Source organism: Labrys sp. HAY1-8F (genome assembly GCF_056754975.1).
Genome location: NZ_JBPGWZ010000002.1, coordinates 2,560,228 through 2,585,979, shown reverse-complemented (window position 1 = coordinate 2,585,979; position 25,752 = coordinate 2,560,228). Strand labels below are relative to the sequence as shown.

Sequence of the window (25,752 nt, the reverse complement as noted above, 5' to 3'; positions counted from 1 at the left end):
CGATTATTCGGCGGCGATGCGCTGGGGCGTGCCGTGGAAATCTTCGGGGAAATGGCGGATGGCCGAAAGGACGGGATAGGGCGTGAAGCCGCCGAGCGCGCAGAGCGAGCCGAACTTCATGGTCTGGCAGAGGTCCTCGACCACGGCCATGTTGCGCGTCACGTCCTTGCCGGCGATGATCTTATCGATGGTTTCCTTGCCGCGGATCGCGCCGATGCGGCAGGGCGTGCACTTGCCGCAGCTCTCGATGGCGCAGAATTCCATGGCGAAACGAGCCTGGCGGCGCATGTCGACGGTATCGTCGAACACCACGATGCCGCCATGGCCGATCAGCCCGTCCCTGGCTGCGAAGGCCTCGTAGTCAAAGGGCGTGTCGAAGAGCTCGCGCGGGAAATAGGCGCCCAGCGGGCCACCGACCTGCACGGCGCGCACAGGACGGCCGGTGAAACAGCCGCCACCGATATCATCGACGAGTTCGCCCAGCGTGATGCCGAAGGCCGTCTCGAACAGGCCGCCATAGTTGAGATTGCCGGCGAGCTGGATCGGCATGGTGCCACGCGAACGGCCCATGCCGAAATCGCGGTAGTGCTCGGCGCCCTCGGCCAGGATGATCGGCACGGTGGCGAGCGAGAGCACGTTGTTGATCACGGTCGGCTTGCCGAACAAGCCCTTGTGGGCCGGCAGCGGCGGCTTGGCGCGCACGGTGCCGCGCTTGCCTTCCAGGCTTTCGAGCAGCGAGGTTTCCTCGCCGCAGACATAGGCACCGGCGCCGGTGCGGGTTTCCATGTCGAAATCATGAGTCGAGCCAAGGATCGCCTTGCCGAGCACATTGGCGCGGCGGGCCTTGTCGATGGCTGCATTCATCGCCGCGATGGCATGGGGATATTCGGAGCGGATATAGACATAGCCTTTGGTCGCACCAGTGGCGACGCCGGCAATCGCCATGCCCTCGATCAGGCAGAAGGGATCGCCTTCCATCAGCATGCGGTCGGCGAAGGTGCCGCTGTCGCCCTCGTCGGCATTGCAGACGATATATTTCTGCGGGCCGGCCGTATCGGCGACCGTCTTCCATTTGATGCCGGTCGGAAAGCCTGCGCCGCCGCGGCCGCGCAGGCCGGATTTGGTAACCTCGTCCACGATGGCTGATGGCCCGATGGCAATCGCCTTTTCCAGGCCCTTGAGGCCACCATGGGCTTTGTAGTCATCGAGATCGCGCGGATCGACGATGCCGACGCGTGCAAAGGTCAACCGTGTCTGGCGCTTGAGGAAGGGCAGTTCCTCGGGCTTGCCCACCCGCAATTTATGGGCGCCATCGCCAGTAAAGGCGGCGATCAGGCCGTCGGCATCCTCCGGCTCGGCCGGGCCATAGCCGATGCGGCCTTCCGGGGTCACCAATTCCACCAGCGGGTCGAGCCAGGCAAGGCCGCGCGAGCCGTTGCGGATGATTTCGATGTCGAGCCTGCGGGCGATCGCGGCGACCTTGAGCGCGGCGGCGAGTTCGTCGGCACCGCAGGCGACGGCGGCTGCATCGCGTGGAACGTAGATGCGCATGGTCATCGCACCACCTCTTCCAAGGCTAGAGTCTCGATGGCTTGGTCGAGTCGCTTGGCATCGAGCCTGGCCACCAGGCGACCGTCGATCATCGCGGCGGGGGAGATGGAGCACAGGCCGAGGCAATAGACCGGCTCAAGCGTAATCCGTCCATCCGGCGTCGTTTCGCCGAACTCGATGCCGAGCTTTTCGACGAGATGGTCGGCGAGAGCCTCGCAGCCGGCGGATTGGCAGGCTTCGGCACGGCAAAGCTTGATGACATGCTCGCCGGCGGGTTCCCTGCGGAAATCATGGTAAAACGTCACCACGCCATGCACGTCGGCGCGGGAAAGATTGAGCGCCTCGGCCACCATCGGGACGGCCGGGTCGGGGACATAGCCGAAGGTTTCCACAAAAGAGTGGAGGATCGGCAAAAGCGGGCCTTCCAACGTCTGGCCTGCCGCGATGAGTTCAGCTGCGCGTGCGGTATTCCAATCTTCGTGGGCTGGCATGCCACTCTCTTTCGACTAGTTCTAGAGAGGAAGAATGTGCCCTCGTTCCAAGGCGATCAAGCATCAATTTTCGTCGGACGATAGAGATTCTCTATTAAGCTCCACAAGTCACGAGAGACACTGCAAGACGCATCGCCCCTCCAACCTCCAGCTGCGGTAGCGGCGAGAGACGGGAGGGGCATGAAAACGCTCAGTACTGGTAGCAGACACGCTGACGGCGGATGCGCCAGCCATAATCGGTGTAGATCCGCACCCGCCGCCAGCGGCAGGCCGGTGCATAATCATAATAGCCGTCGTCGTAATAGCCGCCGCCATAGCCGCCATAGAGGCCGGGCGTCATCAACAGGGGAGCGAGCGCCAGGCCGGCCCCTAAGCCCCAGCCATCATCGCGCCAGCCCCGGCCGTAGCCGCGGCCATACCAACGCCGTCCGCCGCCGCCCCAGTGACGACCACCCCAGCCGCCACCGCGCCAACCACCGCCGCCCCAGCGATTGCCACCCCAGCCACCGCCCCAGTGACGGCCACCGCCGCCCCAGTTGCCGCCACCGCCATGGTGGGGAAAGAAATAACCGTTGCTGCGCGCTTCGGCCGGAGCTGTCGCCGTCAAACTCGCAGCACTCAGGGTGACGGCCGCCAATGCGGCCACTAGTAATTTGCGAAACATGGAACACTCCTTGAGAGGTGGCTCCGGCCTTCGTCGTACCAGGGCCGGCGGGCAGCCTCTCCACCTGGAAATTACCTTAAGTTAACCATTAAGCCAGAATAGATGAACTCTTGCTATCAACGCCGTTCATGTGGCGTTCATCTTGGCGGGTAGAGCCGTCTAAGATCTTGAGATGATAGCACAAAACGACGCGTTTGTCATGAAATGACGAGGCGGCCCGAACCTGGACAATTCCAAGTCGGGGATTTCCGGTGTATGTCGTTCAGCTGAAAAGAGCATGGGCCGATCGCTGCAACCGCCCGGTTCCGGCAAGTATTCGCTGCGCGATACTACTCGAGGTTGATGCGCAGCTGGACACGCGCCGCCCAGGCTCGGCAATCGCGCCATTGCAAATGGCCTCGAATGATTGTTTCTTTTCGCTACAAATAAACTCGGGCAGCCGGTGAGTCGTCATCGCGATTCATGGCAACCGGACATTTCGACAGGTAGAGGAAATGCAGGGTGAGCGTCCAGCCTCGACGCGTTCCGGGATCATCACGGCCGGAACCTGGTGCGTCGACGGCAACAAACTGGTGGAGTATTGGCCGGGTGAAGACGGCCTCGTCGAAATCCTGCACGAGGAATCACGGGGCGGCGGTTCGGGCTGCAACCTCGCCATCGATATCAAGCGCCTCGATCCGAATATGTGGGTGGAGACGCAGGGGCTGATCGGCGACGACGAGGATGGCCGCCTGCTCCATGCCGAGGCCGATCGCTATGGCATCGACCGCCGCCGCCTGGCGATGACCCGCGATGCCCGTACGCTGCACACCGATGCCTATACCTCCCAACGCAGCGGCCGGCGCACCCACATCTTCAATCCCGGCGCAGCCTCGCTGATGACGCCGGAGCATTTCGATTTCACAGACACACGGGGACGCATCCTCCATCTCGGTCTGCCCGGCGTGCACAAGACGATGGATGTCCCCTGGAACGGCGATGCCAATGGCTGGCTGACCGTGCTGCGCAAGGCCAGGCAGGCAGGCCTCATCACCAATCTGGAACTGGCCACCGCTTCGCCGGCACGGCTCCGCGAACTGGTTCGTCCGCTGCTGGCCCATCTCGATCTTCTCATCGTCAATGACAGCGAGATGGGAGCGATCGGCGAGGAAGAGACGGTGCGGGATGACCGCACGGTGGTGGAAGCCTGCATCAACGCCGCGCGAAAGGTCCTGGAAACCGGCAGTTGCCAAGTGGTGGCGGCGCATTTTCCGACGGGCGCGGTCGCCGTGACCCGGGACGGCGACATCGTCACCCAGCCCTCCATCCGTGTGCCCAAGCAGGTCATCGCCGGCGCCAACGGGGCGGGTGATGCCTTTGCCGCCGGTTTTCTCTATGGCTTTCACGAGGGCTGGGACCTCCGGCGCTGCCTGGCGCTCGCCCACGCCGCTGCGGCGGCATCGCTGCGCTCGGTGACGACCTGCGACGCTGTGGCTTCCTGGCGCGAATGCCTCGCCCTCGCGGATGAATGGGGCTGGAACGACAAGATCGGCTGAGGTCAGAAGATTTCGCCGATCTTGCGATCGACGGCGGCCTCCTGCGTACGGAAGGTGTTGGCGACCCGGCGCGAGCGGTGGAAATAGGGAATCCAGATCGCCGAACCGACCAGCGCCCGGACGAGATCCTTGATATGGGTCGGATCGCTCGGCGTGTTGGTCAGGCTCGAGACATAGGAGTCCCCGGCCAGTTCCGCCAACGAGACCACGACCAGCCCGATATAGAAGATCGTCATCAGGCGGGGTACGCTCGGCGAATAGGTGAAGATGCGATAGAGGCACAGGGCAGCGAGGCCGATCAGCACAAGGCCGCCAAGGAATGATGCCGCGACCGGCAGTCTCAAGGCCGCCGTCGTCTGGTTCTCGCCGGCGATGATGGCCTTGATGCCTTCCCATTCCGTGACGACGCCATAGAGGTTGATCAAGGTGAACACCAAGGTCCCGACCAGGCCGATGATCGGCAGGATCATCCAGCCGCCGATGCCGCGTGGCCCGTCCTGTACTTGTGCTGCTGCCGTTATGGTGTCGCTCGAATTGGTCATGTTGTCCCCCTGCCGCCGCCGGGGATCATAATCGAACGCCCATGCCTGCCTGTGCAACACCGCACGGCCGGCGTCCTGGCGATTCTCGCGGCGCCCGTCAGATCGCAGGAGGCTTTGGAAAGGCCGTCGACCTCGCCAGCCAGGCCGTGAGCCAGGCCAGGGCCAGCAGGCTCACCATGGCCCAGGGCAGGGCTGAAGCGCCCAGGGCGCCGAGCAGCAGGCCACCGGTGAGGCCGGCCAGCGCCACGGCGCTGTTCCAGACCGTGACGAACAAGGCCTGGGCGACATCGGCTGCTTCGCCGGCCGCCTGCACCGACGCCGTCTGGAACAGGGTCGGTATGCCGCCGGCGACCATGCCCCACACGGCCGCGGCGGCCAGCACGACGACGGGAGAAGCCGGCCACAGGCCGAGAGCGACCGCACAGGCGCCGAAAAGGACGAGATTGCCCAGCACCATCAGGCGCAGGCGCCGGTCGATCAGGGCCCCCACCACCCACAGGCCCGCCAGCCCGGCCAGGCCGAAGCACAGCAGCACGACATCCACCCGCTCGGCCAGGCCCGAGGGTACCAGGAAGGGGGCGATATAGGTGTAGAGCAGGTTGTGGGCGACGACGAAGAGCCCCATCACGGCGAGGATCGGCCTGATGCCGGGCAGGCTCAGGATGGGTCGCAGCGCCAGGCGCTGATCCTGGCGGCGGCCGGCGAAATCGGGAAGGACGGCGAGGATCCAGCCAGCCAGCAGCAGGGCCACCACGCTCATCAGGCCGAAGGCGAGGCGCCAGCCGATCAAGGTGCCGATGAAGGTGCCGGCCGGCACGCCGAGCGAAAAGGCCAGCGGCGCGCCAATGCCGGTGAGGGCAATGGCCCGGCCAGCAAGATGCGAGGGCGCCATGCGGGCGGCATAGCCGGTGAGCAAGGCCCAGACCAGGCCGCCGCAGGCTCCGGCGAGGAAACGGGCCACCATCGTAACGGGAAGGCTCGAGGACACGGCCGTGACGGCGTTGAGTGCGGCAAAGCCGATGATGGCGATGAGCAGCAACAGGCGCCGTGGCAGGGCCTGGGTCAGCGTCATCAAGGGAATGGCGGTCACCAGCGAACCGGCCGCATAAGTGGTGACGAACTGGCCGGCGACGGCGTCGGAGACGCCGAGGCTCCCGCCCATCTGCGGCAGCAGTCCAGCGGGCATCACCTCCGTCATGATGGTGATGAAACCGGCCATGGCAAGGGCCAGCAGCCCGCCGACCGGCAGGCGATCGACGGCGGGCGAAGGGCCGCCGATCGAAACAGTCGAACTCATTGCAAGAACTCCTGAGGGAAGGCCATGGAAAGGGCCCTTCACAGGAGGCGACTTGCCGGCCGTACGGCCGGGACTCTAGCTATTTTCCCGAGAACGAATAACAGGCTATAGTGCAAAACACTTTTGACATTTATATCACAAGTGCTCAATGCAGGAACCTTCATGGACAGTCTGGGCGCTCTCAATGCCTTCGTGCAGGCGGTGGATGCCGGCGGCTTTACTGAGGCTGGCCGGCGGCTCGGCATTTCGCCTTCCGCCGTCAGCAAGGCGGTGGCGCGGTTGGAGGACCGGCTGGGCACGCGCCTGTTTCACCGTTCGACCCGCAGCGTCACCCTGACGGCGGAAGGCACGCTGTTCCTCGAACGCTGCCGACGCATCCTCGGTGAATTCGAGGCGGCGCAAACCGAACTCGCCCGCAACCAAGCCGCCCCACAGGGCAAACTGCGCATCAGCCTGCCCTCGATGGGGCTGCGCTTCATGTCGAAGCTGGCCGAATTCCGGCGGCTCTATTCCCTGATTGAGATCGAACTCGATTTCTCCGACCAGCTCGTCGATGTGATCGAGGACGGTTTCGATGCGGTGATCCGCACGGGGGAGCAGGCCGATTCCCGCCTGATGAGCCGCACGCTCGGCTTCTATCGCCGGGCCATCGTCGGATCTCCCGGCTATTTCAACCAGGCCGGCCTGCCCCGGCGCCCCGAGGATCTGAGCGGGCATGCCTGTCTCGTCTATCGCTTCCGGACGAGTGGCAAGCTCGACAGATGGCCGCTGCGTCGGGACGGAGAATGGCTGGATATCGACCTGCCTGTCAGCATGGTGATGAACACGCTGGAGCCGCAGATCACCCTGGCGGAAGAGGGGCTCGGCCTTGCCTGCGTCCCCGATCTGGCCGTCCGGGAGCAGTTGCGCGCGGGAACGCTGGTGAGCGTACTCGGCGATTATCTCGAAACGGCCACCCGCATCCAGGTGATGTGGCCGTCCAGCCGGCACTTGTCCCCCAAGCTGCGCGCTTTCGTGGACTTCCTGGCGGCGAGCGACCTGATACCGCCCCTCGACCCTCCCTGAAGCTGCCATTCCCGGCGAGCGAAGCGAGGGAAGGGAATCGAGGGGCAATCACTGCGACGTAGGCCCCTGGATCCCCTTCCCGGGGCCTATAGCCCCGCCGGGGATGACGGAGCGCTTTTCAACCTATCGCAGCGCGAGGCCGGTGTCGGGCGCGAAGAAACGGGCCTGGCCCATGTCGACGCCGATCTCGATATGGGCGCCGCGTTCAGGCAGCCGGGCCGGCTCGACGCGCGCAGTGATGCGGTTGGCTGCGCCGGCACCCGCCTCCGATCCTGTGGCGAGCCGGACGGTTCCTGCCACCGACGAGGCGGCGGGCAGGTCGAAGAAGATATAGGCGTCGGCGCCGGTCATCTCGGTGAGCAGCACTTCGCAGGAAATGCCTTCACCCGCGGCAACGGGCAGGCGGAAGCTCTCGGGCCTCAGGCCGAGGATGACGTCGCGACCCTTGAAGGCGGCGAGCCCGGCATTGGCTTGAAGCAGTCCCGCCGGTAGGGGCAGGCGCAGCGAGGTGCCGGCAATCGCGGCAAAGGCGGCGCCGGCCTCCTCGCCGAGGCGCACAGCGAAGAAATTCATGGCCGGCGAGCCGATGAAGCCGGCGACGAACAGGTTGACCGGGTTCTCATAGAGCTCGCGCGGCGGGGCGCATTGCTGGAGATTGCTTTCGCCCTCCTTCGTCACCGGACGCAGCACCGCGACGCGATCGCCCATGGTCATGGCCTCGACCTGGTCGTGGGTGACATAGAGCGTGGTGACGCCGAGCTGGGCGTTGAGCAGCTTGAGTTCCGCGCGCATCTGCACGCGCAGCTTGGCGTCGAGATTGGAAAGAGGCTCGTCCATCAGGAAGCATTGCGGATCGCGCACGATGGCCCGGCCCATGGCGACGCGCTGGCGCTGGCCGCCGGACAGGGCACCGGGCTTGCGCCTGAGCAGAGGGGTGAGATCGAGAATGCGGGCGGCCTTTTCCACCTTCTCCTTGATCGCCGCCGGCGGCACTTTGCGCTGGCCGAGGCCGAAGGCCATGTTCTCATAGACGTCCATATGCGGGTAGAGCGCATAGTTCTGGAACACCATGGCGACGTCCCGGTCGCCCGGATCGGCATTGGTGACATCGCGGCCGCCGATCAGCACCTGGCCCTGCGACAGGTCCTCCAAGCCGGCGGCGCTGCGCAGCAAGGTCGACTTGCCGCATCCCGAGGGGCCGACCAGCACCAGGAATTCGCCATCCCTGATGTCGAGATCGACATTGGCGAGCGCCAGCGTGCCATCCGGGAAGCGTTTACCGACGGATTTGAAGGAGAGAGTTGCCATCAAGCACCTGCCTTTTGGGGGAAGCGACCTTTACCCTCCCCTGGAGGGGGAGGGTCGGCCTGAAAGGCCGGGGTGGGGTGAAAGCCGCCTCTCTATGATTCGACGGATCGGCTACCATGTACTTCAGCCGTAAAATCACCCCACCCCGACACTGCGTGTCGACCCTCCCCCTCCAGGGTGAGGGTATTTCCTCAGCCCTTCGCCAACGTCACGGCGTTGCCGCTGGCGGCGGCCTGCTCGATGGCCGCGAGCACGCGCGTAACCTTGAGACCGTCCGTCGCATCGGCCAGCACGGGGGAGCCGGTAGTGACGGCATCGACGAAGCGGGCGATGGCCTCCATCACGAAGCCGCCGATGCGCCCGCCAGCGGCAGGCGTCACGCCGAGCAGGTCGGCGGTCTTGAGGCCGGCGCCGGCATATTTGCGGAAGGCGCCGTTCTGGGCCGTATCGAGCTGCAGCGAGCCCTTTTCGCCGACGATTTCGGCCCGGAAGTCGAAGACCAGTGGCAGGTCCGATGGCAGCACCCAGCTGTTCTCCAACGTGGCGATGGCACCATTGTCGAATTCCAGCAGCGAGATATGGACGTCGGCGGTGTCGACGCCGTGGGCGGCGAGATGGCCGCGGCGCACCATCGCCTGAACCTTGACGACATCGGCATCCAGCATGAAGCAGAGCGCATCGACCGCATGGCTGCCCAGGAACCACAAAGCGGAGGAACGGCTTGCCCAGGACAAGAGCTCGAAGGGCACGAAGACGGTGTTGGAGAGCCGGGCCGAGGCATGCAGCGGCTTGCCGATCTCACCCTGGGCGATTGTTTCCTTCGCCGTGTGGACGGCCGGGTTGACGCGGTTGTGGAAGTCCACCATCACCTTGACCCCGCTCCTGGCGGCGGCTTCGGCGATGCGCTCGGCCTCGGCGAGGGTGGTCGCCAATGGCTTTTCGCTCATGACATGCTTGCCGGCCTCGATGGCCGCCAGCACGATTTCGGCATGGGCGAAGTCTGGCGTGGCCACTGTCACCGCCTCGACATCGGGATCGGCGATGAGAGCACGAAAGTCCTGATAGACTTTCTTCGCCCCGAACTGGCGCTGCATTTCCGCGCCGCGCTCCGGATTGAGATCGCACACCGCTGCGAGCTCGGCGCCAGGAATGGCGTTCAGCGTCTTGCAGTGGAAGGAGCCCCACAGGCCGGCGCCGACGACACCGAAGCGGGCGGATTTCTGGCTAGACATCAACAATTCATCCTTTAACGGAACCAAAGGTGAGCCCGCGCACGACATAGCGGTCGAGCGCCAGGAAGATGATCATCGGCGGCAGCATGGCGGCGAGGGCGGCGGCGCCGATGAAGCCCCAGGTCACGCCGGCCGTGCCGAAATATTGCAGCGTGCCGACCGGCAGGGTCGCGGTCGCCCGGTTGGCCAGCACCAGAGGAAAGGCGGCGTTGTTCCAGGCGAAGACGAAAGCGAACATCGAGGTGACGATGATGCCGGGCCGCACCAGCGGCAGCACGATCTTGAGCACGATGGCCGGCGTCTTGGCGCCGTCGACGCGCGCGGCTTCCTCGATCTCGACCGGCACCTCGTCGATGAAACTCTTCATCAGCCAGATCGAGAAGGGGATGGTCAGCGTCTGCATGATTAGGATCATGGAGAAATAGCTGCCCTTGAGGCCCACCGAGCTTGCCAGGATCGAATAGGGGATCAGGAAGGCCACGGGCGGCGCCATCAAGAGGCCGAGATACCAGAGCATGATGTTCTTGCGGCCGCGGATGCGGAAACGCGACAGCGCATAGGCCGCCGGCAGGGAGAAGGGCAGGTTGAGCAGCACCGCGCCGATGGCGACGATCAGGCTGTTGACGAGCTGGGGCAGGTTGTTCCCGGGATTGCCGAACGTGTAGTGCAGCGAGGTCCAGTCCGGCTTGAAGGCCAGCACCGGCGGCATGGTGAAAAAGGTGTCGGACGGGCGGATCGCGAGCAAGGCGAACCACAGGATCGGGCCGATGAAGAAGGCGAGCAGCAGCAAAGTGAGCGCATAGCTTACCGCGGTACCGGCCAGTTTCTTGCCCTTGCGCATGGTTGGCTCCTCAGTCCAGGTCTTTGAAGGCAAAGAAGACGAACAGGCCGATGATGGCGTTGACGATGATGACCATCATCCAGGTCATGGCGCTGGACAGTCCGATGTTGAAGTCGACGAGGCCCTGCTGATAGAGGCTGTAGCCCAGCGTTCGGGTGGAGGATCCCGGTCCTCCCTTGGTCAGCACCAGCACCAGGTCGAAGGTGTTGAACAACTGCATGAAGCGCAGCATCACCACGATCAGCGCCGTCTTGCGGATCAGCGGCAGCTTGATGCGCATCAGCATCGCCCAGGCCGAGGTCTTGTCGAGGCGGGCGGCCTCGATGATGTCGGGCGGCACCGAGAGCAGGCCGGCATAGAGCACGATGGCGAAGAACGGCGTCCACTGCCAGATGTCGGCGAACAGGATGGCCCAGAGCGCCGTGCTGCCCGAGCCGAGCAGGCCTTGCGCCGGCAAGGGAATGCCGGCCGAGGACAGCATCCAGGGGATCAGGCCGCCATTGGGATCGTACATGTAGCGGAAGAGGAAGCCGACCACGATCGGAGCGATGGTGGTCGGCATGATCAGCAAGGCGCGGGCGAGATTGAGCCCGGGCAGCTTCTTCACCAGCAGGAGGGCGATGGCCAGGCCCAGGCAGAATTCGATGGCGGTGCCCACCAAAGTGAGCAGCAGTGTGTTCCACAAGGCGCCCAGGAAGAAGGAGTTCGAGAACGCCATCTCGTAATTGCCGCCGCCGATATAGCCCATCGGCACCGGGCTCATCTGCAGGTTCCAGAAATAGAAGCTGTTCTTGAGCGCGAAGAGCAGCGGGAAGGCGATCAGGGCCAGCAGCAGGATGATCGAGGGGCTGATCAACAGATAGGGCAGAAAGGCCGGCACCCGGCGCTTCGGCCGGGCCGGGATGGCTGATGTTTCGGCGATGGTCATGGGCGTGTCCCCTCTTCACCCTCCCCTGGAGGGGGAGGGTCGACGCGATAGCGTCGGGGTGGGGTGAAATTTCGAGGTGGTTGAGCTGTCACCCCACCCCGGACTTCGTCCGACCCTCCCCCTCCAGGGGAGGGTGAAGTGCGGCACGGCCCGCGCGGTGGGAGACCCGGCGGGCCGTGCCCACCCTCACGCGAGCGAGGCGATCAAGGCCTTGGTCGCGTCGAGTGTATCGTCATAGGTGGGTTGCTTGTAGGGGATGAGGAAATTGCCGGTCAGGATGTTGGAGAAGAAGGATTCGGTGTCCTTCAGCGCGGCATCCGGCGCGGTGTCGCCCGACAGCACCTTGTTGAGGTTGAGACCGTAAATGCCCTCGAGCGTGGTGTAGACAGGGCAGGGCGGCCGCACGATCTTGCCGTTGCCACGCTTGAGATCGGCGATCTGGGCGGGCAGATAGGGATAGATCTTCAACAGGTCGGCATCCTCGTAGAGCGAGGGGCGAGCGAAGTCCGAGAACTGGTGGCCATATTTGGTATAGAGCGCCATGGCCTTCTGCGTCTTGGCCGAGGTCGCCCATTTGATGAACTTCCAGGCCCCGTCCTTGTTAGCCGTGTTGGAGGGAATGCCGAGGCTGTGGCCGCCGATCGAGACCACCTGGTCCTTGCCGGGGGAGCGGGGCAGGCGGGTGATGCCGAGCTTGTCGGCCACCACCGAATCCTTGCCGGACATGTAGCCGTCCTTGCGGCAGAGATAGGAATAAGGCGTCCACCAATAGAACATGCCGACATCGCCCTTGGCGAAGCGCATGCCGGCGTCGAACCAATTGTAGCCGATCGCCTCGGGCGGGGAGTTCTTGTAGAGCTCGAGGAAGAGCTTGAGCGCCTCGACATTCTCCGGCGTGTTGATGGTGGGCGTGAAGTCCCACTGGCCGGTGGGGAACTGCTTGAACCAGCGCACGCCGGAGCTCGCGGCGAGCTGGGTATACATGTGCACGATGGGCGCGGGCTGCTGGCCGGCGAGCACGGTGCCCGCCATCTTCTTGCCGTCGAACTCCTTGCCGTTGAGCTTCTTGACGATGTCGAGATAGTCGCTCCAGCTCCAGGAGCCGTCCTCGGGGATCTTCACGCCGGCAGACTCGACGAAGTCCTTGCGATAGAGCACGCACTGGCCATAGGTCGCCACCGGCAGCGTGCCGACCTGCCCGCGCCAGGTGTTCATGGAGTAGAGCACCTCAGGCACGAAATCCTTGATGTCGGTGTCCTTGTCCGCCTTGATGAAATCGTTGAGCGGCAGGATCCAGCGGCTTTCCAGATATTGGCCGAGCCACATCTGGTCGACGGAGATGACGTCGGCGTCGGGCTGGTTGGAGATGAAGGAAGAAGTGAGGCGGGCCTGCAGGGCTTCCAGCGAGATACTCTCGATCTGTAGCTCGATGCCGGTCTCCTGCTTGAACTGATCGGCGAGGCCCTGGATGGCATAGTAGAAGGGGTCGCCCGCCAGTAGCACCCGCAAGGTCTTGCCCTGTGCGGAGGCGCGCCCGGAATTCAGGCCCAGGGCGGCGGCGCCTGCAAAGGCAGCCGTGCTGCGAAGCAAGGCGCGGCGTGAGATCTCAGGTGTCGTAACCATGCTCGTTCTCTCCTCTGATGTCGGTCTGGTGGTGCAGTTCTTGTTGTTGCGAGGTCGGGTCAGGCCAATGGCCCTGCCGCCTCGGTTGATTGCTTGAACGCTGACCAGTTGGGAGCACCTGGACGAATGCCCCTCATAATGACCGGTTGTATCCCGCCGGTTTCTCTAATATGTTTGATGCTCACACAAACTAACTATATCGTCAAGACGAAGCCTTGCGATTATGGGCGGGATGCGCGGGAAACCATGGGGGACATTCCGGCGCGCTGGCACTAAGACTGGGCGAGCAATTCGTTTTCCTGCAACGACCGTCGGTCCTCGCAGGCATTTCAGTTCGGGACTGGCGGCCATGGCGTCCGAAGATAGGTTTTCGTCCGATGGCGAACGCGGCGGCCTGGCCGCGCTGAACGACTTGTTCGACGACACGCCTCGCCTCGAGACCCGGCGGCAGGGCTTGATTTCCTCGACCTCCATCGGCCTCGCCAATCGTGGCCGCGTCCTCCAGGTCCTGTTCGATCTCGGCCCGACCAGTCGTGCCGAACTGGCCAGGCATGTCGGGGTCAACCGCGCCACCATCACCGGCATCATCCAACCCCTGATCGACCAGGGTATGCTGGTGGAAGGCGAGCCTCTGCCCTCGAAGGAGGGTGGCGGCAAGCCGGCGCGACCGATCTGGTTTTCCGAGGACGCCGCCCCGATCTGCGCGGTCTTGCTCATGCATGACGGCGTGCATTGCTGCCTGGTGTCGCTGGACGGCACCATCGCGGCGGAAGTCCGGGCCCCCTTCCCTGAGGATGCCGCGACGGTGGAGCCCCTGATCGACATCGTGTTCGATTGCGTCGGGCAGGTCCTCGATCTTGCCCATCGTGCGCCGCTCGGCATCGGCGTGGCGGCAGGCGGCATGATCGACACCGATACCGGCACGATCGTCGCGGTCAATTTGGCGCCTCTGCTGGACGGCTTTCCCCTCGGTCCCACTCTGGCGCGCCGATTCGGCCTGCCGGTGCGCGTCGATCATCATCCCAGAGCCCTCCTGGTTGGCGATCGCTGGTTCGGCATCGGGCGTGGCAAGCGCAATTTCGCGGTGATCTATACTGGGGACGTGCTGGGCGGCGCCATCTTCCTGGACGGCCATCTCTATCGCGGGCCGGCGGGGGCCGGCGGGGAGCTCGGGCACACCTTCGTCCAGGTGGATGGCACGACCTGCCGCTGCGGACGCAGGGGATGCTGGGAGACGATCGCCACTGTGGGCTGGCTGCGCGGACAGGCCCGGCAACGCCATCTTCCCTCGCCCGATACCCTGGATTCGCGCAGCCTCGCCGCGCTGGCGGCGGAGAATGGCGGTGCGGCAGCCGGCCTCCTCGATCTCTATGCCCGCAACATCGCCATCGGCATCGCCAATCTGCAGCAGACCATGGCACCGAATTTCTTCGTGCTGCATGGCGATGTCGTCGGTGCCGGCGCGGCCCTGCTGGCGGCGATCACCGCTCATGTGCGTGACCTCGTGCCATGGCGCCCTGGCAACGATATCCAACTCGTCATGGGTGACCTCGAAGACCGGGCGGCGCTAAAAGGGGCCGCCGGCTTGATTCTCTCTGAGTTGCTGCATTTCGCGCTGTGAAGGCTTCAGCCCATATAGACGCCGCCGGTAACGTTCACGGCCTGACCGGTCATGAAGGCGGCGCCTTCCGAGGCGAGGAAGGCGACGAGAGGCGCGATGTCCTCCGGCGTCTCGATGCGCCCGAGCGGGGTCTGCGCGATATAGTCCGCCGCCACGGCCTCTGCCGTGATGCCCCGGAGCTTGGCCTCCCACTCGATCTCGCGCTCCTGCATCGAGGTGCGCACGAAGCCGGGGCAGACGCAGTTGACGCGGATGCCGTGCGGCGCCATCTCGCGGGCGATTGCCTGGGTCCAGCCGACGACGGCGAATTTACTAGCCGAATAATGCGCCAGCAGCGGCGCGCCGACCTTGCCGGCCAATGAGGCTGTGTTGACGATCGTGCCCTTGCGGCCCGCTTCGAGGAAATGGCGCACGGCGGTCTGGTTGGTCAGGAAGATGCCGCGAATGTTGACGTCGAAATTGAAGTCCCATTCCTCGTCGGTGAGATCGACCACCTTGTTCATGGTGGAGACACCGGCATTGCCGATCAGGAGGTCATAGCCATCCCAATCCTGCGCGACTGCCAAGAAAGCCGCCTCGACCGAAGCGCGCTTGCGCACGTCGATGGCGATGCCGCGATGACCGGTGCCCAGGCTGGACGCCAGCTCCGACGCCCGCTTCTCGTCGAGATCGGCCACGGCGATCCTGACGCCCAGGCCGGCCAAATGGCGGGCGATCGCCGCACCGATGCCGGAGGCGCCGCCCGTTACGATTGCCCGTTTTCCGGCCAGATCCTGCATCGACATGTTCCCGCTTCTGAGTAGATTTCGAACATATTGAAACACAATCGAGCGTTATCGCACAAGTGTAAATGTTGGCATCATGAATGCCGATTGCCATGAAAACGGAGGAGAGGTGCGAACGTCGAGTCGTCGCGGGATGCTGTCCGTCATTTTGGGCGGTGATTGAGCGCAAATAATCACCAGATGGTCGAAACCCTCCCTTGTGGACAAGTTTTGGCGGGTTACCCTGGCGGTGAGGCAGCCTTGGTGTGGCCGCGCGCTCCTATGTGAGCCTTGCCGGTTGGGTCTGTGCTTATCGGCGGAAAATTCCTACGCTTTGTGCAGATGGGGCTTGCTACCTGATCGAAGATGTTACATCTTGTGATCGAATATGTTCGATTTCGTCATAGTGCATGCTGCCTTTGTGGGCGCTACAAGGGCAATCTGAATGCAGCTGAACATGGCGAAGAGAATGCAGATGACGCCCGTGATGACGAATGCTTCCCGGATCCCGGCAACGGCGCGGCGCGACAGGCTGATCCAGATGATCGGCCAGCGCCGCTACATCAACGTATCCGATGCGGCGGCGGAGCTTCAGGTTTCGGAAATGACGATCAGGCGCGACCTCGACCGCCTTGCCGAAAGCGGGTTGATCAGCAGGGACCATGGCGGGGCGACGGCGCGGGCACCCGAGACGGCGTTCGACGCCGAGGAACCCGCCTTCGAGGTCCGCGGACGGCGCCAGGCCGATGCCAAGGAGAAGATCGCGCGCGCGGCAGCAAGCTTCGTGCAGCCAGGGCAGACTATCGGTATCGACACCGGCAGTACCACCCATCGCTTCGCCCGCGAACTGCTCGACCGGCCCGGGCTCAGGTTATTCTGCAGCAATCTGCGCACGGCAGGGCTGCTGGCCAATGGCAAGAGCCCGGTCTACGCCCTCGGCGGGCTGATCCGTCCGCACGAGTTTTCCGTATGCGGGCCGATGGCGAGCTCGCAGCTCTCGACCCTGTGGCTCGACGCCGTTTTCCTCGGTGTCTCCGGCATCACGGCGCAGGGTATTTTCGACTACACGCTCGAAGATGCCGAGATCAAGCGCGCCTTCATGGAGCGCTCCCGCCAGGTGGTGGTGCTGTGCGATTCTTCCAAGTTCGACCACCGCTCCCTCGTGCAGGTCGGCCCTTACGGGCAGATCCACGTCCTCGTCACCGACGCTGCCTTGCCCGAACACCTCGCCGAGCCCCTCGATCGGGCCGGTGTCCAGGTCGTTGTCGCCGGGCAGGAGGCGCCGGCTTTCTCAGAACCTTAAGTTTCGACAGGAGTTATCGATGGTTTTCGACTTCCTCGGCCCCCGCCGCAAGGCCGTGATCGCGATGGTGCATATCGGCGCGCTGCCCGGCGCCCCGCTCTTCGATGCGAAGGGCGGCGTGAACAAGCTCATCGACGATGCCGCAAGGGATATCGAGAACCTGCAGGACAATGGCGTGCATGCCGTCATGTTCGGCAATGAGAATGACCGGCCCTATCGCTTCAAGGCTCCGATCGAATCCGCGGCGGCGATGACGGCGATCGTCACCGCGCTCAAGCCGCTGCTCAAGGTGCCGTTCGGCGTGAACTATCTGTGGGACCCCACCGCCTCGGTGGCGATCGCAGGGGCGACCGGTGCCTCCTTCGCCCGCGAGATCTTCACCGGTCTGTTCGCCTCCGACATGGGATTGTGGCAGCCCAACGCCGCCGATGCCCACAAGCTGCGCCGCGAAGTCGGCCGTCCGGACCTCAAGCTGCTCTACAACATCAATGCCGAATTCGCCTCCTCGCTGGATAGCCGGCCGATCGAGCTGCGCGCCCGCAGCGCCGTGTTCTCCTCTCTTGCCGACGCCATCCTGGTCTCCGGCCCGCTCACCGGCCAGCCGGCTGCCGCAGCGGACCTGAAGAAGGTGGCCGAGACGGTCAAGGATGTCCCTGTCTTCGCCAATACCGGCGTCAACATCGACAATGTCGCCGACGTGCTCTCGGTGGCCTCCGGCGTGATCATCGGCACCCATTTCAAGATCGACGGCAATACCTGGAACGCCGTCGATCCGGCGCGGGTGAAGCGCTTCATGGACAAGGTGGCGCCGCTGGCGTGATCCCTGGGAGCGCGGACTTCGCAGCGACATGCATGCCTGTCGCGATGCCCGCTCTTGCACCGCCACTCTAGCAAAACGGGTAGATGCGGGCCTCAACCGCTGAATCTACCCGTTCTGTAAATGAACCGTCTCCAAGAGCGGCCACCGCGACATGCATGCCTGTCGCTGAGATGTCCGCGCTCCAAGGTTTTTCCATGCCCTGCGTCCTCGGCCTCGACATTGGCACGACCTCCACCATCGGCATCCTGATCCGACTGCCCTCGGAGGTGCTCGGCCTCACCTCCCGTCCCGTGACGCTGCGTTCGCCTCACGCAGGCTGGGCGGAGGAGGATCCGAACCAGTGGTGGGAGAATGCCTGTGCCATCACCCGTGAGCTAATTGCCACGAGCGGCATCGCGCCTGACGAGATCCATGCCGTCGGCGTCACCGGCATGCTCCCGGCCGTGGTGCTGCTGGACGGGGATGGCAATCTGATCCGCCCGAGCATCCAGCAGAGCGACGGGCGCTGCGGGGAGGAAGTTGCCGAGCTTGCCGCGGAGATCGCGGAGAACGCCTTCCTGGCCCGGGCCGGCAACGGCATCAACCAGCAATTGGTGACGGCCAAGCTGCGCTGGCTCGAGAAGCACGAGCCGGATGGCTTTGCGCGCATCGCCACCGTGTTCGGCTCCTACGACTATATCAATTGGCGCTTGACCGGCGTGAGGGCGGTCGAGCAGAACTGGGCGCTCGAAGCCGGCTTTACCGATCTTTCCAGCCAGGACATCGCCGATGACCTGGTGGCACTCGCGCATATCCCGCGCAGCGCCGTGCCGCCGCGCAGGCTGTCCCACCAGATTCTCGGCTCGGTGACGCAGGCGGCGGCGGCAGCCACCGGCCTCAACGCCGGAACGCCGGTGGTGGGCGGGGCGGCCGACCATATCGCCTCCGCCCTGTGCGCCGGCGTGGTGGCGCCCGGCGACGTGCTCCTGAAGTTCGGCGGCTCGGCGGACGTGCTGATCGCCTCCGACAAGGTGACGCCGGATCCGCGCATGTATCTCGACTACCATCTGGTGCCGGGGCTTTACGTGCCCAATGGCTGCATGGCGACCGGCGGTTCCGGGCTCAACTGGTTTGCGGCAACCTTCGCGGGCGGAGAGCGCGAGGCGGCTGCCCGGGAGGGCCTCAGCCTGCACCAGCATCTCGACCGGCTCGCTGCCAACATTCCGGCCGGGGCCGAAGGCGTTGCCGTGCTGCCCTATTTCCTCGGCGAGAAGACGCCGATCCACGACCCCGTCATCCGCGGCGCCTTTTCAGGCCTCAGCCTGGCGACCGGCCTCCCCCATCTCTGGCGTGCCTTGCTCGAGGCCTATGCCTACGCTATCCGCCATCATGTCGAGACTTTGAACGACATGGGGCACGCCACCACCAATTACCTGGTTTCGGATGGCGGTTCGAACAGCGCGGTCTGGATGCAGATCGTCGCCGACGTGCTGCAGGTTCCCCTGCAGCGTCTCAACGGCCATCCCGGTTCCTGCCTCGGCGCCGCCTGGACGGCGGCCATCGGGGCGGGGCTTGCCTCGGAATGGCCCGAAGTCTCGCGTTTCATCAGCCTGCGCGACCGGATCGAGCCGAATGCGCAGAACAAGGCAGTCTATGAAGCGGGGTACCGGGCCTTCCGCGGCCTCTATCGCCGGCTTCGTGAGGAGGATGTATGAGAATCGAGGCCATCGCCTGGGACATCGACGGCACGCTGGTGGACAGCGAGCCGCTGCACCAGGAGGCGCTCAACGCCATCAGCCACGATCTCGGCATCGACATGTCGGACCTGCATGACGACCGTTTCCGCGGCATCCATATGGGCGATGTCTGGCGCATGCTGGAGAGCCGCATGCCGGCCGGGGTCACGGAAGAAAGCTGGGGTACGTCAATCGTCGACTACTACATCGCCCGTGCCCACACGCTGAAACCCTTGCCGGGCGTGCTCGATCTCGTGCGCCGCTTCGCTGCCGCCGGTATCCGACAGGCCTGCGTCTCCAATTCGAGCCGCCGCGTGGTCGATGCCAATCTCACCGGGCTCGGCATCCTGCCTTTCATCGACTTCTCGATCAGCCTCGATGATGTCGCCAAGGGCAAGCCCGATCCCGAACCCTATGCGACGGCATGCCGGAGATTTGGAGCTTTGCCGGCTCATGTTCTCGGCGTCGAAGACAGCCATACGGGTTTCGCCTCGGCCAAGGCTGCGGGCCTCGTCACCGCCTTCCATACCGTCGGCGGCAATGCGCCTGCAGGCGCCGACATCGTCTTCTCCGATATGCGCGATCTCGGGGCCTTCGTGCTCGCGCCGGCCGCTTCGGCCGTTCCATCAAAAGCAAAGCGCGTTCAGGTGTGAATGCTCTTTGCTCTCGCTCTTTGGTCCGACGCGTCTTTGCGATTTGAAGTGATTCAATCAAATCGCAAAACACTTTTGCCCGTGAAGGCAGTGCCATGGTCTACAAGATCGATCCCCACGCAGACCGTCAGTATATCGAGGAATTCCGGCGCTGCCCGATCGGGCGCCACAGCCCCGGCCTGCAGCGCATGCTGCACATCATGCGCCAGGACCCTTCGGGCAGCCAGGTGATCCTGTTCTGCCGCAAGCCCTTCCAGGAATGGGTGCTCGCCACGATGCCGCCGGACCGGCGCGATCCGATCGTTTACGAGGACGAGCCTGTCTTCACCAGCCGCGAAGAGGCGGAATGGGAGATCTTCCGCCGGCGCTGGCGCCTGCTCACCGGTGAGAGCATCAACCTGCCGTTCCGGGACTGAGGCGCGTTTCCCTTCTCCCGCGAGGGGAGAAGGCTCTTGCGCCCCAACACGATAACAACGCCATCCGAGAGCCCACGCCATGCTGAAAATCACCGGCTATCCCGACCGCTATTCGGTCGCCCCGGGCGAGACCATCGCCTTCAAGATCTCACTCGAGGAAGGGGACGACTTCGAAGCCCGGCTGGTGCGCGTGCGGCATGGCGATTGCAATCCCGAGGGACCGGGTCTGAAATTCTTGGCAGTACCGACGGATATCGACGGGCGCCACCCAGGCCGACCCCAGCGCATCGATGCCGGTTCCTACATGCAGGCGGACGGCGTGACGGCACTCGGGTGCGCCCCGTTCACCTTCTTCGCCATGCTCTGGCCGACCCTGCCGTCCCGCGGGCCACAGACCATCGCGGCGCAATGGGACCCGGTCACGCAACGCGGTTTTCGTATCCAGATGAAGGAAGGTGGCCGCCTCGCCGTCATCGTGGGTGATGGTCCGGGCCGGCAGGCCGAATTCGCGCTGCGCGACGGCATGCTGGTGCGCCAATGGTATGCCGTCGCTGTCGCCTTCGAGCCTGCCACCGGCCGCATCATGCTCTCCCAGCGCCCGGTGAAGCCCTATGCCCATGTTTTCGATACAGGCTTTGAGGAAACCAGCCTGAAGGTGCCGCTCCCCCCGTCGAGGCGCCCTTCCTGCTGGCCGGCTGCCATCAGGCCGACGGCACGGTGGCCGAGCATTTCGACGGCAAGATCGACGGGCCCGTTCTCTTGGCCGGTTTCCATGCCCCCGAGGAACATCAGGCACTCCTGCTGTCGCCCCAGCCGGCGGCCCTGAAGGCCAAGGTCATCGCGCAATGGGATTTTGCCCGCGAGATCTGTTCGACCAGGGCTGTCGATATCGGGCCCTCGCATCATCACGGCGAGCTCTTCCATCTGCCGACCCGCGGCATGAAGGGGTGGAACTGGACCGGCGAGGAGCATGACTTCAACCGCAAGCCCGAGCATTACGGTGCTATCCACTTCCATCACGACGATCTCTACGATGCGGGCTGGGAGACCTCCGTCAGCCTCGTCATTCCCGAAGAGCTGAAGAGCGGCCCCTATGCGCTGCACGTCACCTGCGGCGACAGCGACGAGACGGTGACGCGCGAAAACTACATCGCCTTCTTCGTGCGCCCGCCGCGCCGCTGTGCCCAAGGCTCACGGCCCCTGGGTTCGCGCCCAAAACTCGCCATGCTGGCCCCCACGGCCTCCTACATGGCCTATGCCAATCATGGCGAGCACATCACCGCGCGCGGCGCCGAACTCGCCATGAACCGCCTCCTCACCTTCGGCCATTCCGACGTCTATCTCTACGAGCATCCCGAGCTCGGCGGCTCGCTCTATGACTGCCATGCCGATGGCTCGGGCGTGCATTATTCGAGCCGCCTCAGACCCGTGCTCAATTTCTCGCCGCGCTACCACTCCTGGCTCGGCGGGCATGGCTCGGCCCTCTACCAGTACAATGCCGATACCCATCTCTATGACTGGCTCGACCATCGGGGCGTCGACTACGACGTCATCACCGACGAGGACCTGCACGAGGACGGCTACGAGCTGCTGCGGGACTACCAGGTGGTGATCACCGGCACGCATCCCGAATATCATTCCACCAGGATGTGGGATGCGATGAAGGCCTGGATCGATCGTGGCGGCCGGCTGATGTATATGGGCGGCAATGGCTGGTACTGGCGCATCGCCTATCACCAGACCCTGCCGGGCGTGATCGAGCTGCGCCGGGCCGAGGACGGCATCCGCACCTGGATCGCCGAGCCGGGCGAATACTACCAGTCCTTCAACGGCGAATATGGCGGTCTGTGGCGTCGCATCGGCCGGGCGCCTAACGTGATCTGCGGCGTCGGCTTCATCGCGCAGGGCTTCGACGTCTCCAGCCCCTTTCGCCGCGCGCCCGACGCCGACAATCCCCGCGCGGCCTTCATCTTCGAGGGGGTGCCGGACGAGATCATCGGCGATTTCGGCCTGATCGGCGGCGGAGCGGCGGGCATCGAGCTCGATTGCCTGGCCACGGATCTCGGCTCGCCGCCCAACATGCTGCGCCTGGCTTCCTCGGTCGATCATTCGCCAATGATGCTGCTGGTCAACGAGGAGTTCGGCGTGGTGCCGCCCAATATCGGCGGCGACACCAATCCGCGCGTGCATGCCGATCTTGCCTTCGGCGAGACGCCGTCAGGCGGCGCGCTGTTCGCGACCTCGTCGATCGCCTGGTGCGGCTCGCTCAGCCACAACAACTACGACAACAACGTCTCCAGGATCACCTGGAACGTCCTGAAGCGCTTCCTGGAAGACGAGCCCTTCGCGGTGGCGTGAGGGGCGCAGAATGAAACGCGTCGGGCCTTCCCCACTTCGTGGAGAAGGCTTTCCGCGTTTTTTCTTGCGGGGCTACAGTGAACCTTCCCAGGCCGAGATGGGCCTCAGCCTCTACCGGAAAAAAGCCTGCCGCTCCCTACTTCCCATAGGTCGCGGTGATCGATCCGTCCGGGAACAGGGTCCCGGGCGATACGCCGCCGACCATGGCGCGGAAGAGGTCCTCGACGCCCACCGGCTGCGGCAGCTTGATGCCAAGATAGAACGGCTTGGTGGCCTTGGGCAGCTCCATCATGGCGGCGATCGTTTCCTCGGTGCTTTCCTTCGGCACCCCGAGCAGGCCGAGCGTGAGCCGCATCCAGGTCGCGCCCTGTTGCTTGAGTTCGGCGAGGCGGGCCGCCGGGTCCGGTGAGCCCTTGAGCAGGGCGAGCGCGAGTGGCATGGCGACCAGCCTCTGGATCTCGCCGTCCTCGTCATGCAGGTTGAATTCCAGCGATTTCAGCGCTGTCCGCATGACCACATCTTGCGGCGACCAGCTCTTCAGCATGGGCTCGATCCGGGCAAGCTCGGCGGAAAGAGAGAGGGCGCCATGCGAGGTGTTGAAGGTGAGCGCGTTGACCTTGAGGGCATCCTTGGGCACATCGCGTTCATAGTCGAGTGACAGGGCCATCGGTGGTGCCGTCAGCTGCTGCACATAGGAAAAAACCGTGTCGCCTGCCACGGCCCCCGACACGCGTATGCCGCTGAGCGAGATGCGCATGGCGAGCGGCATCTTGTCCGCTCCGGCCGGATCGGGTTCGATCCTGTCGAGATCGATGGTGTCGATGCTCCAGCGGACGTGGCCCTGTTCGAGAACGCTGTCGGTATAGAGGCAGCCACCATTGGATTTGGCGCCGACCTTGCCGATCTTGGGAAGGGGAACGTCCAATTTGGCGAGATTGGCGATGAAGTCGCGGCAGCGCTGCTCGCCGGCCGGAGGGGCTTCCTGAGCCTGGGCTGGCACCGCGGACAGGAGCCAGGGCGCCAGCAGGATGGGCCAGTAAGGACGTTGCTTCATCGACATGGTCTCTCCTCAGCTCAGACAGGCCCTGCCGGTAGTCGCTTGGGCACGGTTGCTTTTTGGCGCAATGGCTCGGATTGAAAACGCAGGTGGCGGGGGCAATCGTTCCCGCCTCACGAGAATATCTCCCCAAGGTGCCTGTCGGCCTCCACCTGCTGCGATCGGAACGTGTTGGCCACCCGCCAGGAGCGGCGGAAATAGGCGATCCAGATCAGGCAGATGGCGATGTTGAAGGCCAGGATCCAATAATCCTGGGAACCGGCCTGCTGGAGGATGCCTTCCAGGGCTCGATTGATAAAGAAATCCAGGAAACCGAACATGAATTCCATCGCGTAGTAGATGATCATCCATCTCGGCGTCTGGGGTGAGCGTTTCAGCATCAGAGAGAGGCAATAGGCGGCAAGAGCGCCCCTGGCGACCGATGTGAAGGCGTAAGCGAGAAGCGGCAGCCGGGCGGCCTCGAAGCGCCCGTCCACCGCGCCACCGACATTGGGGCCGAGCAGGTCCCAGCCGGTCAGCATGGAATAGACTTCATAGACCGAATAGAACGGCGTGATGACGATATCCAGCAAGGGCAGAACGAGCCAGCCGCCGATGCCCACCGGCCCGACGACCAGCGGCAATGAATCTGGCTGATGCTCGCCTGCGATGCTCATAGGTTGCCGCCACCGCCCTTTTCACCAGATCCTCCGTCCATAGCATCGGCGTCGGGTTCGCCCAAGTGACCTGGGTTACCAATGCGAGGACGCATGCCAGTTGCCCGCCCAAATGCCTCCTGGGGTGGCTCTGCCCGGAAGAGAGCCCGTGGGTAGGCACCTCCACCATTCCCAACACGGCATCGCTTGACATTTTCCAAAACGTTTTGGATCTTATTCAAAACGTTTTTGATGAGAAAAAATAGTGAGCGAAACGTCGCGTGCAATTGGGCTCAAGGAGCTCGCCAGGGTGCTCGGCCTGTCGGTGCCGACGGTTTCGCGCGCCCTCGGCGGCTATTCCGACGTGTCTGAAAAGACCCGTGAACGCGTGGTTCAGGCTGCGCGTGAGCATGGCTATGTCGCCAGCCGCGCCGGGCGCATGCTGGTCTCGGGGCGCTCCAATGCCATCGGCATGATGCTGCCGCAGCCGGCGGGACAGATCACCGATGCCTTCGTCGGCGAGTTTCTCCTCGGCCTGGCCGACAGCCTTGCCGAACTTGGACGTGATCTCTTCCTGGCCGCCAGCTCTCAGAGCCGTGACGAGCTGCAATTGTTGCGCCACATGGTAGACGGTTCGCAGGCCGACGGCCTCGTCATCAATCGCCTGACCGTCGACGATGCCCGGGCGCGCGTGCTCATCGCGCGGCGCATTCCCTTTGTCGCCCATGGCCGGTTGATCGAGGCACCAGGTCCTTATTCCTGGCTCGATACCGATGGCGAGAAGGCGCTGGATGGCCTGGCGCGCCGGCTGGTCTCCCTTGGCCACCGGTGCTTCGCTCTGCTCATGCCCGATGTCGCCTATACCTTTGCCCATTTCCGCAGCCTCGGCCTGGAGCGGGCCCTGAACGAGCTCGGTCTGCCGCTGCGGTCTGATCATGTCGCCAAGGTGGCTCCCAATGATCGCGACGGTGCGCATGACGAGGCGCGCGCCCTGCTTTCGCTCGATCCCCGGCCGACGGCGGTGATCGCATTGACCGACCAGCTCGCCTTCGCCGTGCTCGATGTCGCCCGCGAACTCGGCCTGCGCGTACCGGAAGACCTGTCGGTCGTCGGCTTCGACAATGTGCCGATGGCTGCCTACGCCAATCCGCCGCTCACCACCTTCGACCAGAACATCCGGGAGAGCGGCCGCATCGCCGGCGACATGGTGGTGGCACGGATAGAGCTGGGCGAAGCCGGCATCAGGACCCTGCTGCTGGAACCGAAGCTGGAGCTTCGGGCCAGCCATGGCCCCGCGCCCGTCGACTGAGCGGCGGGGCCGAGCCGGGGCCCA

24 protein-coding genes are annotated in these 25,752 nt (G+C 64.4%); 11 read left to right on the top strand and 13 right to left on the bottom strand.

The genetic code is table 11. From position 1 onward, the window contains the following. Nucleotides 1-3: 3 nt before the first annotated feature. The 3 genes from ACR9ZN_RS21095 to ACR9ZN_RS21085 all read right to left on the bottom strand — a co-directional run bounded on the left by ACR9ZN_RS21095 (nt 4) and on the right by ACR9ZN_RS21085 (nt 2,706). Nucleotides 4-1,557, bottom strand: a complete 1,554-nt coding sequence (locus ACR9ZN_RS21095) for a formate dehydrogenase beta subunit (protein WP_481273101.1) — start codon at nt 1,555-1,557, stop codon at nt 4-6. Beyond that, nucleotides 1,554-2,042, bottom strand: coding sequence for a formate dehydrogenase subunit gamma (locus ACR9ZN_RS21090; RefSeq protein WP_454816348.1), 489 nt, complete (start codon nt 2,040-2,042; stop codon nt 1,554-1,556). The genes ACR9ZN_RS21095 and ACR9ZN_RS21090 overlap by 4 nt, the downstream gene beginning before the upstream one ends. Nucleotides 2,043-2,232: 190 nt before the next feature. Further along, nucleotides 2,233-2,706, bottom strand: coding sequence for a hypothetical protein (locus tag ACR9ZN_RS21085; RefSeq protein WP_481273100.1), 474 nt, complete (start codon nt 2,704-2,706; stop codon nt 2,233-2,235). Between the two features lie 494 nt (nt 2,707-3,200). On the opposite strand from ACR9ZN_RS21085, the gene ACR9ZN_RS21080 reads away from it, so the two are divergent. Then, nucleotides 3,201-4,241, top strand: a complete 1,041-nt coding sequence (locus ACR9ZN_RS21080; RefSeq protein ID WP_481273099.1) for a carbohydrate kinase family protein — start codon at nt 3,201-3,203, stop codon at nt 4,239-4,241. A gap of 2 nt (nt 4,242-4,243) precedes the next feature. On the opposite strand, the gene ACR9ZN_RS21075 is transcribed toward ACR9ZN_RS21080, so the two are convergent. Next, entirely contained in the window at nt 4,244-4,783 is a 540-nt protein-coding gene (locus tag ACR9ZN_RS21075) for a DUF2569 domain-containing protein (protein WP_454816346.1), read from the bottom strand. Between the two features lie 97 nt (nt 4,784-4,880). Next, nucleotides 4,881-6,080, bottom strand: a complete 1,200-nt coding sequence (locus ACR9ZN_RS21070) for an MFS transporter (protein WP_481273098.1) — start codon at nt 6,078-6,080, stop codon at nt 4,881-4,883. 162 nt (nt 6,081-6,242) lie between these two features. On the opposite strand from ACR9ZN_RS21070, the gene ACR9ZN_RS21065 reads away from it, so the two are divergent. Further along, nucleotides 6,243-7,145 carry a LysR family transcriptional regulator gene (locus tag ACR9ZN_RS21065; RefSeq protein WP_434958390.1) on the top strand — a complete coding sequence of 301 codons (903 nt, stop codon included), beginning with the start codon at nt 6,243-6,245 and terminating at the stop codon, nt 7,143-7,145. Between the two features lie 123 nt (nt 7,146-7,268). On the opposite strand, the gene ACR9ZN_RS21060 is transcribed toward ACR9ZN_RS21065, so the two are convergent. The 5 genes from ACR9ZN_RS21060 to ACR9ZN_RS21040 all read right to left on the bottom strand — a co-directional run bounded on the left by ACR9ZN_RS21060 (nt 7,269) and on the right by ACR9ZN_RS21040 (nt 13,077). After that, nucleotides 7,269-8,453: an ABC transporter ATP-binding protein gene (locus ACR9ZN_RS21060; protein WP_481273097.1), complete on the bottom strand. Its 1,185-nt coding sequence runs from the start codon at nt 8,451-8,453 to the stop codon at nt 7,269-7,271. Between the two features lie 191 nt (nt 8,454-8,644). Continuing rightward, nucleotides 8,645-9,685, bottom strand: a complete 1,041-nt coding sequence (locus tag ACR9ZN_RS21055; RefSeq protein ID WP_434958388.1) for a Gfo/Idh/MocA family protein — start codon at nt 9,683-9,685, stop codon at nt 8,645-8,647. A gap of 7 nt (nt 9,686-9,692) precedes the next feature. Then, entirely contained in the window at nt 9,693-10,526 is an 834-nt protein-coding gene (locus tag ACR9ZN_RS21050) for a carbohydrate ABC transporter permease (RefSeq protein ID WP_434958387.1), read from the bottom strand. A 10-nt stretch (nt 10,527-10,536) separates the two neighbouring features. After that, nucleotides 10,537-11,454 (bottom strand): carbohydrate ABC transporter permease, encoded by a 918-nt coding sequence (locus tag ACR9ZN_RS21045; RefSeq protein WP_441771118.1) that lies wholly within the window; start codon nt 11,452-11,454, stop codon nt 10,537-10,539. Between the two features lie 186 nt (nt 11,455-11,640). Then, entirely contained in the window at nt 11,641-13,077 is a 1,437-nt protein-coding gene (locus tag ACR9ZN_RS21040; protein WP_434958385.1) for an extracellular solute-binding protein, read from the bottom strand. Nucleotides 13,078-13,426: 349 nt separating this feature from the next. Between ACR9ZN_RS21040 and ACR9ZN_RS21035 the strand changes: the two genes are divergently transcribed. After that, nucleotides 13,427-14,698 carry an ROK family protein gene (locus tag ACR9ZN_RS21035; RefSeq protein WP_454816337.1) on the top strand — a complete coding sequence of 424 codons (1,272 nt, stop codon included), beginning with the start codon at nt 13,427-13,429 and terminating at the stop codon, nt 14,696-14,698. Between the two features lie 5 nt (nt 14,699-14,703). Here ACR9ZN_RS21035 and ACR9ZN_RS21030 read toward each other — a convergent pair whose 3' ends face one another. Further along, the gene (locus tag ACR9ZN_RS21030) at nt 14,704-15,483 is read right to left on the bottom strand and encodes an SDR family NAD(P)-dependent oxidoreductase (protein WP_481273096.1); all 780 of its coding nucleotides are present in this window, start codon (nt 15,481-15,483) and stop codon (nt 14,704-14,706) included. A 436-nt stretch (nt 15,484-15,919) separates the two neighbouring features. On the opposite strand from ACR9ZN_RS21030, the gene ACR9ZN_RS21025 reads away from it, so the two are divergent. From ACR9ZN_RS21025 to ACR9ZN_RS20995, 7 genes are all read left to right on the top strand, one after another. Next, nucleotides 15,920-16,765: a DeoR/GlpR family DNA-binding transcription regulator gene (locus tag ACR9ZN_RS21025; RefSeq protein WP_481273095.1), complete on the top strand. Its 846-nt coding sequence runs from the start codon at nt 15,920-15,922 to the stop codon at nt 16,763-16,765. Nucleotides 16,766-16,784: 19 nt separating this feature from the next. Then, entirely contained in the window at nt 16,785-17,585 is an 801-nt protein-coding gene (locus ACR9ZN_RS21020; protein WP_434958381.1) for a BtpA family protein, read from the top strand. A 194-nt stretch (nt 17,586-17,779) separates the two neighbouring features. Beyond that, on the top strand, nt 17,780-19,279 hold the full coding sequence (locus ACR9ZN_RS21015) for an FGGY-family carbohydrate kinase (protein ID WP_481273094.1): 1,500 nt from the start codon (nt 17,780-17,782) through the stop codon (nt 19,277-19,279). Beyond that, nucleotides 19,276-19,953 (top strand): HAD family hydrolase, encoded by a 678-nt coding sequence (locus tag ACR9ZN_RS21010; protein ID WP_481273093.1) that lies wholly within the window; start codon nt 19,276-19,278, stop codon nt 19,951-19,953. The genes ACR9ZN_RS21015 and ACR9ZN_RS21010 overlap by 4 nt, the downstream gene beginning before the upstream one ends. 95 nt (nt 19,954-20,048) lie before the next feature. Next, nucleotides 20,049-20,369 carry a N,N-dimethylformamidase alpha subunit family protein gene (locus ACR9ZN_RS21005; protein WP_441771122.1) on the top strand — a complete coding sequence of 107 codons (321 nt, stop codon included), beginning with the start codon at nt 20,049-20,051 and terminating at the stop codon, nt 20,367-20,369. 79 nt (nt 20,370-20,448) lie between these two features. After that, nucleotides 20,449-21,195 carry a hypothetical protein gene (locus ACR9ZN_RS21000; protein ID WP_481273092.1) on the top strand — a complete coding sequence of 249 codons (747 nt, stop codon included), beginning with the start codon at nt 20,449-20,451 and terminating at the stop codon, nt 21,193-21,195. After that, nucleotides 21,087-22,727 carry a N,N-dimethylformamidase beta subunit family domain-containing protein gene (locus ACR9ZN_RS20995; RefSeq protein WP_481273091.1) on the top strand — a complete coding sequence of 547 codons (1,641 nt, stop codon included), beginning with the start codon at nt 21,087-21,089 and terminating at the stop codon, nt 22,725-22,727. Before ACR9ZN_RS21000 ends, ACR9ZN_RS20995 begins: the two co-directional genes overlap by 109 nt. Nucleotides 22,728-22,863: 136 nt before the next feature. On the opposite strand, the gene ACR9ZN_RS20990 is transcribed toward ACR9ZN_RS20995, so the two are convergent. Together ACR9ZN_RS20990 and ACR9ZN_RS20985 are read right to left on the bottom strand one after the other, a co-directional pair. Beyond that, nucleotides 22,864-23,787, bottom strand: a complete 924-nt coding sequence (locus ACR9ZN_RS20990) for a hypothetical protein (RefSeq protein WP_481273090.1) — start codon at nt 23,785-23,787, stop codon at nt 22,864-22,866. A gap of 110 nt (nt 23,788-23,897) precedes the next feature. Then, entirely contained in the window at nt 23,898-24,440 is a 543-nt protein-coding gene (locus ACR9ZN_RS20985) for a DUF2569 family protein (RefSeq protein WP_481273089.1), read from the bottom strand. A gap of 244 nt (nt 24,441-24,684) precedes the next feature. On the opposite strand from ACR9ZN_RS20985, the gene ACR9ZN_RS20980 reads away from it, so the two are divergent. Next, nucleotides 24,685-25,728: a LacI family DNA-binding transcriptional regulator gene (locus ACR9ZN_RS20980; RefSeq protein WP_454816323.1), complete on the top strand. Its 1,044-nt coding sequence runs from the start codon at nt 24,685-24,687 to the stop codon at nt 25,726-25,728. Nucleotides 25,729-25,752: the final 24 nt, after the last annotated feature.